At 63.1% G+C, this 14020-nt stretch carries 12 protein-coding genes; 3 read left to right on the forward strand and 9 right to left on the reverse strand.

Going from position 1 to position 14020, the window contains the following annotated elements; translation table 11 throughout:
* Nucleotides 1–35: 35 nt before the first annotated feature.
* From rpoD to ybiB, 6 genes are all read right to left on the reverse strand, one after another.
* A complete protein-coding gene (gene rpoD / locus CSQ95_RS11865) occupies nt 36–2276 on the reverse strand; it encodes an RNA polymerase sigma factor RpoD (protein WP_070287785.1) in 2241 nt (746 codons plus the stop codon).
* 464 nt (nt 2277–2740) lie between these two features.
* Nucleotides 2741–4537 (reverse strand): DNA primase, encoded by a 1797-nt coding sequence (gene dnaG, locus CSQ95_RS11870; protein WP_070287782.1) that lies wholly within the window; start codon nt 4535–4537, stop codon nt 2741–2743.
* Between the two features lie 129 nt (nt 4538–4666).
* Nucleotides 4667–5119, reverse strand: coding sequence for a GatB/YqeY domain-containing protein (locus CSQ95_RS11875; RefSeq protein WP_070287781.1), 453 nt, complete (start codon nt 5117–5119; stop codon nt 4667–4669).
* Between the two features lie 195 nt (nt 5120–5314).
* Nucleotides 5315–5527, reverse strand: coding sequence for a 30S ribosomal protein S21 (rpsU, locus tag CSQ95_RS11880; protein ID WP_008451879.1), 213 nt, complete (start codon nt 5525–5527; stop codon nt 5315–5317).
* Between the two features lie 162 nt (nt 5528–5689).
* Nucleotides 5690–6904, reverse strand: coding sequence for an NAD(P)/FAD-dependent oxidoreductase (locus CSQ95_RS11885; RefSeq protein ID WP_099409661.1), 1215 nt, complete (start codon nt 6902–6904; stop codon nt 5690–5692).
* A gap of 56 nt (nt 6905–6960) precedes the next feature.
* Nucleotides 6961–7953, reverse strand: a complete 993-nt coding sequence (gene ybiB / locus CSQ95_RS11890; RefSeq protein WP_099409662.1) for a DNA-binding protein YbiB — start codon at nt 7951–7953, stop codon at nt 6961–6963.
* Nucleotides 7954–8109: 156 nt separating this feature from the next.
* On the opposite strand from ybiB, the gene CSQ95_RS11895 reads away from it, so the two are divergent.
* Together CSQ95_RS11895 and CSQ95_RS11900 are read left to right on the forward strand one after the other, a co-directional pair.
* Entirely contained in the window at nt 8110–8787 is a 678-nt protein-coding gene (locus CSQ95_RS11895; protein WP_099409663.1) for a hypothetical protein, read from the forward strand.
* Nucleotides 8788–8937: 150 nt separating this feature from the next.
* Nucleotides 8938–9999 (forward strand): 3-deoxy-7-phosphoheptulonate synthase, encoded by a 1062-nt coding sequence (locus CSQ95_RS11900; RefSeq protein WP_070223112.1) that lies wholly within the window; start codon nt 8938–8940, stop codon nt 9997–9999.
* Between the two features lie 166 nt (nt 10000–10165).
* On the opposite strand, the gene CSQ95_RS11905 is transcribed toward CSQ95_RS11900, so the two are convergent.
* The gene (locus CSQ95_RS11905) at nt 10166–10573 is read right to left on the reverse strand and encodes a nitrite reductase (NAD(P)H) small subunit (protein WP_099409664.1); all 408 of its coding nucleotides are present in this window, start codon (nt 10571–10573) and stop codon (nt 10166–10168) included.
* A 209-nt stretch (nt 10574–10782) separates the two neighbouring features.
* Here CSQ95_RS11905 and tsaD point away from each other — a divergent pair, with 209 nt between their 5' ends.
* Nucleotides 10783–11823: a tRNA (adenosine(37)-N6)-threonylcarbamoyltransferase complex transferase subunit TsaD gene (gene tsaD / locus CSQ95_RS11910; RefSeq protein WP_099409665.1), complete on the forward strand. Its 1041-nt coding sequence runs from the start codon at nt 10783–10785 to the stop codon at nt 11821–11823.
* Here tsaD and eutC read toward each other — a convergent pair whose 3' ends face one another.
* Together eutC and CSQ95_RS11920 are read right to left on the reverse strand one after the other, a co-directional pair.
* Complete coding sequence (gene eutC, locus CSQ95_RS11915; RefSeq protein ID WP_099409666.1) at nt 11824–12597, reverse strand: ethanolamine ammonia-lyase subunit EutC; 774 nt, start codon at nt 12595–12597, stop codon at nt 11824–11826.
* Between the two features lie 9 nt (nt 12598–12606).
* The gene (locus CSQ95_RS11920; RefSeq protein WP_099409667.1) at nt 12607–13995 is read right to left on the reverse strand and encodes an ethanolamine ammonia-lyase subunit EutB; all 1389 of its coding nucleotides are present in this window, start codon (nt 13993–13995) and stop codon (nt 12607–12609) included.
* Nucleotides 13996–14020 lie beyond the last annotated feature (25 nt).

Below are 14020 nucleotides of genomic sequence, written 5' to 3' on the forward strand. Positions count from 1 at the left end.
GGGTATCAGGGGCGCACGTCAAGCCCTATTGGCTTCTAGTTGCCTTCCAAGAAGCTTTTCAGCTTGTCGGAGCGCGATGGGTGGCGCAGCTTGCGCAGCGCCTTGGCTTCGATCTGGCGGATGCGCTCGCGCGTCACGTCAAATTGCTTGCCCACTTCTTCCAGGGTGTGGTCGGTGGACATCTCGATGCCGAAACGCATGCGCAGCACTTTGGCTTCGCGTGGCGTCAGGGAATCGAGCACGTCCTTGACCACACCGCGCATGGAGGCGTGCAGCGCTGCGTCAGCCGGCGCCAGGGTGTTGTTGTCCTCGATGAAGTCGCCCAGGTGGGAATCGTCGTCGTCGCCGATCGGCGTTTCCATCGAGATCGGTTCCTTGGCGATTTTCATGATCTTGCGGATCTTGTCCTCGGGCATCTCCATCTTGATCGCCAGGGTGGCCGGATCAGGCTCCGCGCCTGTTTCCTGCAGGATTTGACGCGAGATACGGTTCATCTTGTTGATCGTTTCGATCATGTGCACGGGAATGCGGATCGTGCGCGCCTGGTCGGCGATCGAGCGCGTGATGGCCTGGCGGATCCACCAGGTCGCATACGTGGAGAACTTGTAGCCGCGGCGATATTCGAACTTGTCGACCGCCTTCATCAGGCCGATATTGCCTTCCTGGATCAGGTCGAGGAATTGCAGGCCCCGGTTCGTGTATTTCTTGGCGATCGAAATGACCAGGCGCAAGTTGGCCTCCGTCATTTCGCGCTTGGCCTTGCGCGCCTTCATTTCACCGGCCGCCATCTGGCGGTTGATATTGCGCAAGTCCGGCAGCGGCAGCACGACGCGCGCCTGCAGGTCGATCAGGCGCTGCTGCAGCTCCTTGACGGTCGGAATGTTGCGGCCCAGGATGGCGCTGTACGCGTGTCCTGCGTTGACTTCGCCATCGACCCAGTCGAGGTTGGTTTCATTGCCCGGGAAGACCTTGATGAAGTGGGCGCGCGGCATGCCGCAGCGGTTCACGGCCACGTCGAGGATCTGCTTCTCGATATGGCGCACTTCGTCGACCTGGCCGCGCAGGGTGTCGCACAGCTTTTCCACGACCTTGGCCGTGAAGCGGATGCCCAGCAACTCTTGCGAAATGGCTTCCTGCGCCTTGGCGTAGGGCTTGGAGTTGTAGCCTTCCTTTTCGAAGGCGCGGCGCATCTTGTCGAACTGCTGCGAAATGACTGCAAATTTTTCCAGCGCCGTGCGTTTCAGGGTTTCCAGCTGTTCGGCCGAGAAGCCGGCGGCGCCCGAAGCGCTCGCTTCTTCCTCTTCTTCCTCTTCCTCTTCTTCCGCTTCGCCTTCTTCCTCGTCTTCTTCGACGGGAGCGGACACGACAGGAGCGGCGGCGACCGGTTCGTTCTCATCGACGAGGCCGTCGACGATTTCGTCGATCTTGATCTCTTCGTTGGCGATGCGGTCGGCGGCGGCGATGATCTCGGCGATCGTCACGGGACAGGCGGAAATGGCCTGGATCATGTCTTTCAAGCCATCTTCGATGCGCTTGGCGATCTCGATCTCGCCTTCGCGCGTCAGCAGCTCGACCGAGCCCATTTCGCGCATGTACATGCGCACGGGGTCGGTGGTGCGGCCGAAATCGGAGTCGACGGTCGACAATGCGGCCTCGGCCGCCGCTTCCGCCTCGTCATCGCTGGTGACGACGGCAACGTTATCAGACAGCAACAACGTTTCCGCATCGGGCGCGTGTTCGTAGACGGCGATGCCCATGTCATTGAAGGTACCGATGATGCCTTCGATGGCTTCCGGATCGACGATGTTTTCGGGCAAGTGATCGTTGATTTCAGCATACGTGAGGAAACCGCGTTCCTTGCCGAACTTGATCAGGGTCTTGAGTTTCTGGCGCCGGCGCTCGAGTTCTTCTTCGCTCGCTTCCGTGTCGGACGAGAACGCGTCCTTCAGCAGCGCGCGCTCTTTCGCCTTGCGGTCCTTGGCCTTGGCCTTGTCGACGGCCTTCAGTTCGGCCCGCTCGACGGCGTTCAGGGCGGCGACTTCATCATTTTCTGGCTGGAATTCTTTTGGCTTGCGGCCGCGGCGGCCTGGCACTTTTACCGACGGCAAGACATAACCGGACGTATCGATGGCCGCCAGGGTAGCGGCGTCGGTGGTCTGGCTGACCACGGGCGCGCTGGTCACGCGCGCTTCTGGCCGGTCGAGCGCCTTTTCAGCTTTCGTGGTAACTTTAGTGGGCTTTGCAGCCGCTTTGGATTCGGGTTTCTTGATTGGCACAGGCGCTTTCGATTACACAACGACTTGCTTTACGGTGGATTAGGATAAAGTTTGCTGCCAGTTCCCTGTCTACCTGCGGGAACCACCATCTTCGAACCTGCCGACTACGCAAATTCGACACTGTTACGTTACTTACACCTCATCGGCCACGATCCGCGGGAAGCGCAGCAATTCCTGTCCACCGGCTGTTGCCAGCCGCCTCGGCAAAAATTCCTGCATCGACCGCGTTGGGAGCGAGAGCCTGGCGCGGCTTGCCAGCGTCTGCGAGCCTTGCCCGCAACGCCGAAAGCGCCAGTTGGCCCTGGCTGCCGACACGATCCACCGCGCCGATCAAGAGCCTAACTTACTGAAAACAAATACTATTTACGAAACAGAACTAGCTTGCCAAAGCACACAATACTTAGCATTTAATTATAGCACGCGAAAAATGTTTTTCCAGTGCGCGACATACCCTCATGGCAAGGTTAGCGATTCACCAACTCGGCATCGCGTTCGCGTTCCAGCTCGCCTTGCTCCTGCATGATTTCGCGGTAGCGTACACCAATTTTCTCCGATGGCAAACCCGACGCAAACAATTGCTGCAATTCCGCCTTCAAGGCATTCAATTTGATCTCGCGAATGGTGCTCACCAGCCACGACAATTCACTGTCGTAATCGGATTCCGTGCCGGCCGCGATCTCGCCGATGATCTCGTCGTATTCGCTGCCCAGCTCCTTCAACTGCTGCGCCAGCGCGGCAAAACTGCCGTGCTCGCCCAGCGCCTGGCCCACGGCCACCAGTTGCCCCAGGCTGTGCGCCGCATCGGGCCCCAGGTGCTGGAAGGCGGTCAGGGCCGCTTCATCGATGCGCAAGGTCAACGGCGGATGCGCCACCAGCATGCGCATGATCTTCAATTCCAAGCCGACAGGCACGGGACGGCCCGATTTCGGCGGCGCGCGGTGCGCCACGGCAACGGGTTTCGCCAGCTCGAACAGGGCTTCGATCTCGGCCGGCGTGGACTGCGTCAACTGCGCCAGGCCGCGCACGATCTGCAGGCGCAGGGACGACGGCGCCATCAGCTGCAGCAGGGGCTTGGCGTCGAACTGCACGCGGGCGCGCCCTTCCGGTTCCGACAAATCATGCTCGCCCGACACTTCTTTCAGCAAGAATTGCGACAGCGGCATCGCTTCATGCACTTGCTGCTCAAAACCTTCGGCGCCGAATTCGCGGATATAGCTGTCCGGATCGTGTTCCGACGGCAAGAACAGGAATTTGATCGTCTTGTTATCCGACACGTGGGCCAGGCTCGCTTCCAGCGCGCGGCGCGCCGCGCGACGGCCGGCCTTGTCGCCGTCGAAGCTGAAAATCACGTTGTCGGTCTGGCGCAGCAGTTTCTGCACGTGGGTGGGCGTGCACGCCGTGCCCAGGGTGGCCACTGCTTGCGGGAAACCCATCTGCGCCAGCGCCACCACGTCCATATACCCTTCCGTCACCAGCACGTAGCCGGCGTCGCGGATGGCCTGGCGCGCCTCGAACAACCCATATAGTTCGAAACCCTTGGAAAACAAGGGGGTTTCCGGGGAATTCAGGTATTTCGGTTCGCCATGGTCGAGCACGCGGCCACCAAAGGCGATGACCTGGCCCTTGGTATTACGGATCGGAAACATGATGCGTTCGCGGAAACGGTCGTAGCGCTTGCGGTTGTTGCCCTCTTCATCGACCTTGTCGATCACGAGACCGGCCTCGGCCAGGGCCACCACGTCGTAATCGGGGAAGACGGAACGCAGGTTATCCCAGCCGCCGGGCGCGAAGCCCATGCCGAAGCGAGCGGCCACTTCGCCCGTCAAGCCCCGATTTTTGAGGTAGGCGATGGCTTCCGGCGCGTGGCGCAATTGCCCGCGGTAATAATCGCAGGCCTGCGTCATGGCGTCGGACAGGGCCAGGCTTTGCGCCTGGATCTGTGCGCGCTGGGCCGGCGGGATCTTGTCGTCCGCTTCCGGCACGACCATGCCCACGTTTTGCGCCAGGTCCTTGACGGCGTCGACAAAGCCCATGCCCGAATACTCGATCAGGAAACCGATCGAGGTGCCATGCGCGCCGCAGCCGAAGCAGTGGTAGAACTGCTTGGTGGGGCTGACGGTAAAGCTGGGCGATTTTTCACTGTGGAACGGGCACAAGCCCATGAAATTGGCGCCGCCTTTTTTCAGCTGCACATAGCGGCCCACGACATCGACGATATCGACGCGGTTGAGCAAATCGGAAATGAAGGATTGAGGTATCACTGGCGAGGGCGGGTCTTGTTATAGGTCAGACTATACTACCGCACGTGGCCGGAGGTTGAGCCAGGTCAACGTGTGGGCTGTTAACAGGCTGCCAGCGCGACGACTGGCAGCCCTTGCTACTATTGTTGCTTACGCGGCCGGCGTCAAGGCTTTCTTGACCAGGGCGGAGACCACCGTCATGTCAGCGCGGCCGGCCAGCTTCGGCTTGACGATGGCCATGACCTTGCCCATGTCTTGCGGACCGGCGGCGCCCGAGGCGGCCACGGCGGCAGCCACTTCGGCCGCCACTTCTTCATCCGACAGGCCCGCAGGCATGTAGCCGATCAGGTGCACCAGCTCGGCTTTTTCGATGTCGGCCAGGTCGGCGCGGCCACCGGCTTCGAACTGGGTGATCGAATCCTTGCGCTGCTTGATCATCTTTTCCACGATGGCCGTCACGTGGGCATCCGTCAACTCGATGCGCTCGTCGACTTCCTTGCGCTTGATTTCCGCCAGCAACAGGCGAATCGTGCCCAGCTTGCCCGCTTCCTTGGCGCGCATGGCGTTTTTCATGTCTTCGGTAATTTGTTCTTTCAAGCTCATGGCAATCCTCGTGTTGGTAAGTAGGGTTCGATGCTCGTGCAGGCACTCCAAGCAGGCGGCCACAAAAGCGAAAACCCGCTGCGGCGAACCGGAGCGGGTATGCGACTCATCTGAAGTATCACTCCAGGCGAATCAAAACAAAACCCGTGGCGAACAATGCGCCGAACTACCCGGGTTGGTTCTGACTGAACAGTCTTAGAATAATTTTTTCGGCAGTTGTTGGCTGCGGATGCGTTTGTAATGACGCTTGACAGCAGCTGCCAGCTTGCGCTTGCGCTCAGCTGTTGGCTTTTCGTAGAATTCGCGAGCGCGCAATTCGGTCAGCAGACCCGTTTTTTCGATGGTGCGTTTGAAGCGACGCATTGCGACTTCGAACGGCTCGTTTTCTTTAAGGCGAATAGTGGTCATGTAAAATTCAAACCGTTGAGGTGGTGTATAGGAAGAGATAGATAGTAGCAGCTTTTATTCGGAAAGGGAAGCCCCTCCCCACTTGCGTGCGGCATGCAGCCTGAGGTCGCTGCCGGAATGTGGCGTAAACCACGCACCGGTGCGCCCATCCTACAGACTTGCTTACTGCAAGGCAATACCTGCCGCCACGCCGGAAGCCCAGGCCCACTGGAAGTTGTAGCCGCCCAGCCAGCCCGTCACGTCGACCGATTCGCCGATGAAATACAGGCCCGGCACTTTATTGGCCATCATGGTCTGCTGCGACAGTTCGCGCGTGTCGATGCCGCCGCGCGTCACTTCCGCCTTGCGGTAGCCTTCGGAACCGTTGGGCACGATGGACCAGGCATTGATGGCCTGCCCCAGCTTGCGCAGCTGCGCGTCGGGCATGTCGGCGATGCGCGCGTCCGGCGCCAGGCCGTTGACAGCCAGCAGGCAGTCCGCCAGGCGCTGCGGCAGCCATTGGGCAACGATATTGCCCAGCTGCTTCTTCAGGGTGCCCTTGCCTTCGATCAAGGTCTGCGCCACGTCCACTTCCGGCAGCAGGTTGATGACGATGGGCTCGCCCGGCAGCCAGTAGCTGGAAATCTGCAAAATTGCCGGACCGGACAGGCCGCGATGTGTGAACAGCAAATCTTCGCGAAAACGCGCGCCCGTTGCCTTGCGGCCTTTCAGGCTGCCCGTTTCTACATCCACTTCCAGCGCGATGCCGGACAGCTCGGCAAATGGCGCCCAGCTGGCCGGATCGAACGTCAGCGGCACCAGGGCCGGACGCGGCTCGACCATCGCCAGGTCGAATTGCTTGGCGATGCGGTAGGCAAAGTCGGTGGCGCCGATCTTCGGGATCGACAGGCCGCCCGTGGCGATGACGATGCTGGCCGTCTCGATGTCGCCGCTGTCCGTCTGCAGCACGAAGCCGCCGTCATCTTGCTGGATAATATTATCGATCTTGCACGGCATGCGCCAGTGCACGCCGCCGGTGGCGCACTCGTCCTTGAGCATGTCGATGATCTGCTCGGCCGATTCATTGCAGAATTGCTGGCCCTTGTGCTTTTCGTGGTAGCCGATCCGGTATTTTTTCACCAGCGTGAGGAAATCCTGCGGCGTGTAGCGCGACAGCGCGCTCTTGCAAAAGTGCGGGTTTTCCGAAAGGAAATTTTGCGGGGTGGCGTTAATATTGGTGAAATTGCAACGTCCGCCACCCGAGATGCGGATCTTTTCGGCAAGCTTGGCCGCGTGATCGATCAACACCACGCGCTTGCCTTGCTGGGCGGCAACAGCCGCACACATCATGCCGGCCGCGCCGGCGCCGATCACTGCCACATCAAATTGTTTTGCCATAAGAATTCCGGTCACCGCTGATTACAAAGACGCCATTGTAAACTGCGGCGGCGCGGCTAGCGCGGCCGTGCCGCAATCTGCCGCGATGCCATCAGGCATTGCTCCACCTGTTCGGCGATCGACGGCGGCACGGGCACCTCGCCGCGCAGCACGGCGGCGATCCAGGCGGCCGTGGTGGCCGCATCGCGCTCAGCCGGCAAATGCGGCAGTTCCTCCACCAGCAATTGCTTTTCCACCAGCACCGTGCGCTCGCCGTCGTGGAACCAGTCGATCTGCTGCGCCTTGTTGGCGTTGGCCACCGTTTCTCCCTCCGTGCCGCGCATCAGGAAAGCGTCGCCCCGCGCGGGATCGCAGGCAGTCAGGAAATATTCACCGAGCATTTCCAGGTATTCGGGATGCGTGTACGACACCAGGCGCAGGGCGGGCCCGGCGAACGGCTGCATGATTTTCACGAGGGTGTGCGTGGAATTGCGCACGCCCAGCACGCGCCGCAGCGACAGCATGTGCGCCAGGCGCGGCGCCAGCGCCTCGATGGGCAGGAAGGCCGCTTCGCTGCGCGCCATGGCGGCCTCGGCTTGCGCATGGTCGAGCGAGGCGGGCACGCCCAGCACGGCCAGCACTTCGGCCGTCGTGATGCGGCCCGGGTCGCTGGTGACGCCATGCACGAGCACGGGTGCGCCCGCGCGCGCCAGCAGCAGCGCCAGCAAGGCCGTCAGGTTCGCCATCTTGCGCGCGCCGTTGTAGCTGGGAATGATGATGGGCGCGAATTCGCCTGCCGGCGCGGCCAGCGGGACGAACGAGGCTTCGGCAGCGTCAAGGAAGCCGGCGATCTCGTCCACGGACTCGCCCTTGATGCGCATCGACAACAAAATACCGCCCAGTTCCAGGTCCGACACGCGGCCCTCGAGCATGGCGCGGTACAGGGCGCCGGCATCAATGCGCGTCATGCTGCGCGCGCCGTTCTTGCCGCGTCCTATTTCTTTGATGAAACGTGCTGCAGGGAATGGCTCGCCGGCCACATCGGTATGGGGGATGGAAACAGTCGTCATGACGCCAGCTTACACGGATTTTTCCCCGTGCAGACGGGCTGGCGGATGCGATAGGCGCAGATGCAACAGTCTTCCAGGCTATTTTTACGAATTTGCTTCGCGCCTGCATCCAAACGCGCCGCCGCTGTGTATAAGACTGCACAGGGGGAACTCATCATGGAACACGCGATCAAACAGGAAACTGCCTTCGTCGGCATCGAAACTGGCAAACTGCTGCTGAAAGCCGTGCTGCGCTCGGGCGGCGACGTGCTGTGCAAGGTGCTGGAAAACGACGTGGCCGGCTACCGCTGGCTGCGCAGCTGGCTGCAAAGGAACGACGTGCCCGTCATGGGCTTGCGCGCCTGCATGCGCCTCGACGCCCCGTACAGCGAGGCGCCGGCCCGCGCGCTGGCGGACATGGGCATGCTGGTCTGCGACGCCCAGCCCGCGCAGCTGGCAGACTATCTGCGCGGCCAAGGCTTGCCCGAGGACGCGGCGCACGGCGCCGTGGTGCTGGCCAATTACTGCGAAGACAAACGCCCCGCTGGCTGGACGCCGCCCTCGCCCGCCTACGTGAAACTGCGCCTGTGGCTGCGCCGCCTGCAAGCCGTGCGGCAGCTGCGCAAGCAGGAGATGGCATGCCTGGAAGGCCATTTCCACGCGGGCCAGATTGCTCTGCATCAATTGCTGCGCCAGCAGATCGCCTGCCTGGACGCGCAGATACGCCAGCACGAAACCGCCATCCTCGCGCACGTGCGGCGCCATCCCGGCCTGCCCCGGCCGCCCGAGCTGGCCGGCAACTACCAGCGCATCGCCCGCTACAGCGTTGGCGCCAGCGTGACCGGCGGCCATTGAGCATCCAGGAGCATGGGGCCGGCGGCGTGCCGACCCTGCCATAAAAACAACTCATGCATTCCCGTTTTGGCCCCATCCCCGCCGCCAGGCCGCATTTCCGCTACACTATTGCCTCTTAAAGAACGCAATAGCGAAAGCCGAGCCAGAATCATGAATACGCCAGACATCGAAAATATCAACGTCACCTCTTTCGCGCCCATGCCGACACCGGCCGAACTGCACGCCAAGCTGCCCCTGTCGGAAAGCGCCTTCGACACCGTCAGCCGCGGCCGCGAAGCGCTGCGCAACATCATCGACCGCAAGGACCAGCGCCTGTTCGTCGTCGTCGGCCCGTGCTCGATCCACGACCCCGTGGCCGGCCTCGATTACGCGCGCCGCCTGAAAGCGCTGCAAGAGGAAGTCAAGGATACGATGCTGCTGGTGATGCGCGTGTATTTCGAAAAACCGCGTACCACCACGGGCTGGAAGGGTTACATCAACGACCCGTACATGGACGATTCGTTCAAGGTCAACGAAGGCATGGAAAAGGCGCGCCAGTTCCTGCTCGACGTGTGCGAACTGGGCCTGCCCACCGCTACCGAAGCGCTGGACCCCATCTCGCCGCAATACCTGGGCGACCTGATCGCCTGGACCGCCATCGGCGCGCGCACGACCGAATCGCAGACGCACCGCGAAATGTCGTCGGGCCTGTCGACACCGGTCGGCTTCAAGAACGGCACCGATGGCGACATCAGCATCGCCGTCAACGCGATTTTGTCGTCGGCGCACCCGCACTCCTTCCTGGGCATCAACGCCGAAGGCAACGTCGCCATCGTGCGCACGCGCGGCAACGCGTACGGCCACGTGGTGCTGCGCGGTGGCGACGGCCGCCCGAACTACGATTCGGTCTCGATCGCCATCGCCGAACAAGCGCTGGCCAAGGCCAAGCTGCCGGCCAACCTGGTGGTCGACTGCTCGCACGCGAACAGCTATAAAAAGCCGGAACTGCAGCCGCTGGTGATGGGCGACGTGGTCAACCAGATCCGCCAGGGCAACCGCTCGCTGGTGGGCGTGATGATCGAATCGAACATCGTCGGCGGCAACCAGAAGATCCCGCAAGACCTGTCGCAACTGACCTACGGCTGCTCCGTCACGGACGGCTGCATCGACTGGGACACGACGGCCACCATGCTGCGCGATGCGCATGCGCACCTGCTCAATCGCCCTGCGTAAAACATTACGGCCAACGATGTTGTCGGATTACGGCCCTGTGGGCCTAATCCGACCTACCCGGCCGGCCGCGTCAATACGTAGGTCGGCTTAGCGCGTAGCGCGTAAGCCGACACATCACTGAAGACAAAGAACGGCGCCCCGTGCGCCGTTCTTGCTTTTCCCTTCATCACGCCATCTGCACATGCGGCAGCACGGCGAACGATCCCGCCAGCGCCTGCTCCGCCTTGCTGGCCGGGACATTCAGTTCATTGATGTCCAGGTAGACGCGCCCGTCGAGGATGCGCACTGCGTACATGCGCGCCATGCCCTGCACGGGCGCCACAAGGCGGCCCGAATCGAGCTCGATGATCCAGCTGTTCTTCGGACCCATCAGGTTTTTCTCCATCAGCACCCCATGCGCCAGCGGGCCGCCCAGGCACGGCACTGTGTCGAGCAGCGCGTAGACCGTATCGTCCACCGCGCGAAACAGCGCCACGCCGGGCAAATCCTGCCACGCCAGCCCCCGCTGCACCATGCGCGCGCCCGCCAGCGGCATGTCCTTCAGGCGGCAAATCATTTTCCATTGTTCCGGCATCGCAAGCTCCTTGAAAAAGGCACACGCTTGCCTAAGCAAGAGCGGTGCCAGTGCCGTTCCAGGCGCAAAGCAGCCGGAATCGCGGGCAAAACCGGCACGCGCCGCACTGCGCAAGTGCACACTGCCGCCGAAATGGTGCGCCGGCCGCACGGTGGACTGCCCGGCTTTCCTTTACAATGGCGGATTACTCCTCCCTATTCAGTACCTTCATGATTGTTCTTGGCGTCGAATCCTCCTGTGACGAAACCGGCCTGGCCTTGTACGACACGCAACGCGGCCTGCTGTCGCACGCCCTCTATTCGCAAGTCGCCATGCACGAGCAGTACGGCGGCGTGGTGCCGGAACTGGCGTCGCGCGACCATATCCGCCGCGCCATCCCGCTGCTCGAAGAGACCCTGACGAAGGCCGGCATCGGCCTGTCCGAAATCGACGCCATCGCCTACACGCAAGGCCCGGGGCTGGCCGGCGCGCTGCTGGTGGGATCGTCCGTCGCCTGCAGCCTGGGCCTGGCCATCAACAAGCCGGTGCTGGGCATCCACCACCTGGAAGGCCATTTGCTGTCGCCGCTGCTGGCGTCCGAGCCGCCGGAATTCCCCTTCATCGCCCTGCTGGTGTCGGGCGGCCACACCCAGCTGATGCGCGTCGATGGCGTGGGCCAGTACACGATGCTGGGCGAAACCCTCGACGATGCGGCCGGCGAGGCATTCGACAAGTCGGCCAAGCTGCTGGGACTCGGTTACCCGGGCGGTCCCGCCATTTCGCGCCTGGCCGAATTCGGCGACCCGCTGGCGTATAAACTGCCGCGCCCCATGCTGCATTCGAAGGATTTCAACTTCAGCTTTTCCGGCCTGAAGACGGCCGTGCTGACGGTGGTGAAAAACCATGAAGAAAAAGTCATCGCCAATATCTGCGAGCAGGACAAGGCGAACATCGCACGGGGCTTCGTCGACGCCATCGTCGACGTGCTGACGGCCAAGTGCGTATCGGCCCTCAAGCACACGGGCTTGAAGCGCCTGGTGATCGCCGGCGGCGTGGGCGCCAACGCGCAGCTGCGCGCCTCGCTCAATGCGGCCGCCGCCAAGAAGCGTTTTAAAGTGTATTACCCGGAGCTGGAATTCTGTACGGACAACGGCGCCATGATCGCCTTTGCCGGCGCCATGCGCCTGCAGATCAACCCCGACGCCGCCAAGCACGATTACTCGTTCAACGTGCGCCCGCGCTGGCCGCTCGACGAAATCCGCGAAGTCTGATCACGCCAGCAGGAAATTGCGCGCGCCCGCCAGGGCCGCGCCCTCTTCCACCGTTTCATCCTTCAAGTCCACGCCCGACAACTGCCGGCTGAACGCCTGCGACAGCAGGTAGTGCAGCCGGTACGCGGCTGGCGCATACGCCAGCCCCTCGGGGCGCACGTTCGAGATGCAGTTGCGGCGCTCGTCCAGCAAACCTGCCTTGGGCGCCCACGTCAGGTACAGGCCCAGGCTGTCCGGGGAACTCAAGCCAGGCCGCTCGCCGATCAGCACCAGCACGGCCCGCGCTTTTATCAATTCCCCTACCTCGTCGCCGATAGCCACCCGCCCCTGCGCCACAATGTGCACGGGCGACAGCGTCCACGCTTCCAGCGCCAGCCGTTCGCGCAAACCGGCCAGGAACGGCGCCGCGTGGCGCTGCACGGCCAGCGCCGACAGGCCATCGGCCGCCACCAGCGCCAGGTCCACTCCCGTCGTACCAGCGGCCAGGCGCGCGCGTGAAGCATCATCGAGCCGGCGCCCCAGGTCGGGGCGTTGCAGATAGTCGGCACGCGTGGCGGCGGCGCTGTGCAGATGCACGCTGGCTTGCCCCTGCGCGGCCAGGGTGCTTGCCAGGGCTTCGCCATCGAGGGCCAGGTGCACGGCGTCGCGCGCCTGCGCGTGGGCCAGCTGAAACGCCAGTTGCGCGCGGGTCGGCACGCTCACGCCGCGGCGCCCCAGCGCGATGCGCGCCGCCGTATGCGCGCGCAGCGCCTGCCACAGATGGTTTTCGTCCATGCATATCCCCTAGGCATCCAGGCGCAGCAGGGCTGCCTGGAAGGCCGGCGCCAGCGCCACGTTCAGATTTCCCTGCGCATCCGTGATCTGCATGCGCGCCAGCCAGGCCGCGAATTCGGGCGCGGGACGCAGGCCCAGCACGCGACGCGCATACAGGGCGTCGTGGAACGAGGTGCTCTGGTAGCCGAGCATGATGTCGTCCGCACCCGGCACGCCCATGATGAAATTGCAGCCGGCCACACCCAGCATGGTCAGCAAGGCATCCATGTCGTCCTGGTCCGCTTCCGCGTGGTTGGTGTAGCACACGTCGCAGCCCATGGGCAGGCCCAATAGCTTGGCGCAAAAATGGTCTTCCAGCCCCGCGCGCATGATCTGCTTGCCGTCGTACAGGTATTCGGGGCCGATAAAGCCCACCACGGAATTGACCAGCAGCGGCTGATACGCGCGCGCCACCGCATACGCGCGCGCCTCGCACGTCTGCTGGTCCATGCCGTGGTGGGCGCCGGCCGACAGGGCACTGCCCTGCCCCGTCTCGAAATACATGACGTTGCTGCCCACCGTGCCGCGCCCCAGCGACAGGGCCGCCGCCTGTCCCTCGGCCAGCAGCGCCAGGTCGATGCCGAAGCTGCGGTTGGCCGCCTGCGTGCCCGCCACCGACTGGAACACCAGGTCGACGGGTGCGCCGCGGCGGATCGCCTCGAGCGTATTGGTGATGTGCGTGAGCACGCAGGACTGCGTGGGAATCTGATATTGAGCTATGACGGCGTCGAGCAGCTGCAGCAGCGAGACCACCTGCGCCACATTGTCGGTGGCGGGATTGATGCCGATCACGGCGTCGCCGCTGCCCAGCATCAAGCCATCGAGCACCGACGCCGCGATGCCCGTGGCGTCATCCGTCGGGTGGTTCGGCTGCAGCCGCGCGGACAGGCGCCCTTCCAGGCCCAGGGTATTGCGGAAAGCCGTGACGACACGGCACTTGCGGGCCACCAGCACCAGGTCCTGCAGGCGCATGATTTTCGAGACGGCGGCCGCCATTTCCGGCGTGATGCCGGCGGCCACCTGCGACAGCGTGGGCGTGTCCGTCGCGTCGTCGAGCAGCCAGTCGCGAAAGTCGCCTACGCACAGATGGGAAATGGGCGCGAACGCGGCGCGCGCGTGGGTATCGATGATCAGGCGCGTGACTTCATCGCCTTCATACGGCACCAGCGCCTCATTGAGAAATGTCAATAATGGCACCTCGGCCAGCGCCAGTTGCGCCGCCACCCGCTCGCGCGCGCTGGCGGCCGCCACGCCGGCCAGCACGTCGCCCGAACGCGGCGGCGTGGCCTTGGCCAGCAGCTCCTTCAGGCTGGCAAACTGGTAAACATGACTGTCTATCGTATGGCTGAAGCGGGGCATGGACTTCTCCTGTGGGGTCAGACCC

It is taken from the genome of Janthinobacterium sp. BJB304 (genome assembly GCF_002735765.1).
Taxonomy (GTDB): domain Bacteria; phylum Pseudomonadota; class Gammaproteobacteria; order Burkholderiales; family Burkholderiaceae_D; genus Janthinobacterium.

Coding starts and splice junctions, on each gene's coding strand:
- tsaD (WP_099409665.1), top strand. CDS start 10,783: ATGATTGTTCTTGGCGTCGAATCCTCCTGTGACGAAACCGGCCTGGCC.
- CSQ95_RS11905 (WP_099409664.1), bottom strand. CDS start 10,573: ATGCCGGAACAATGGAAAATGATTTGCCGCCTGAAGGACATGCCGCTG.
- ybiB (WP_099409662.1), bottom strand. CDS start 7,953: ATGACGACTGTTTCCATCCCCCATACCGATGTGGCCGGCGAGCCATTC.
- CSQ95_RS11885 (WP_099409661.1), bottom strand. CDS start 6,904: ATGGCAAAACAATTTGATGTGGCAGTGATCGGCGCCGGCGCGGCCGGC.
- CSQ95_RS11875 (WP_070287781.1), bottom strand. CDS start 5,119: ATGAGCTTGAAAGAACAAATTACCGAAGACATGAAAAACGCCATGCGC.
- CSQ95_RS11895 (WP_099409663.1), top strand. CDS start 8,110: ATGGAACACGCGATCAAACAGGAAACTGCCTTCGTCGGCATCGAAACT.
- CSQ95_RS11900 (WP_070223112.1), top strand. CDS start 8,938: ATGAATACGCCAGACATCGAAAATATCAACGTCACCTCTTTCGCGCCC.
- CSQ95_RS11920 (WP_099409667.1), bottom strand. CDS start 13,995: ATGCCCCGCTTCAGCCATACGATAGACAGTCATGTTTACCAGTTTGCC.
- eutC (WP_099409666.1), bottom strand. CDS start 12,597: ATGGACGAAAACCATCTGTGGCAGGCGCTGCGCGCGCATACGGCGGCG.
- rpsU (WP_008451879.1), bottom strand. CDS start 5,527: ATGACCACTATTCGCCTTAAAGAAAACGAGCCGTTCGAAGTCGCAATG.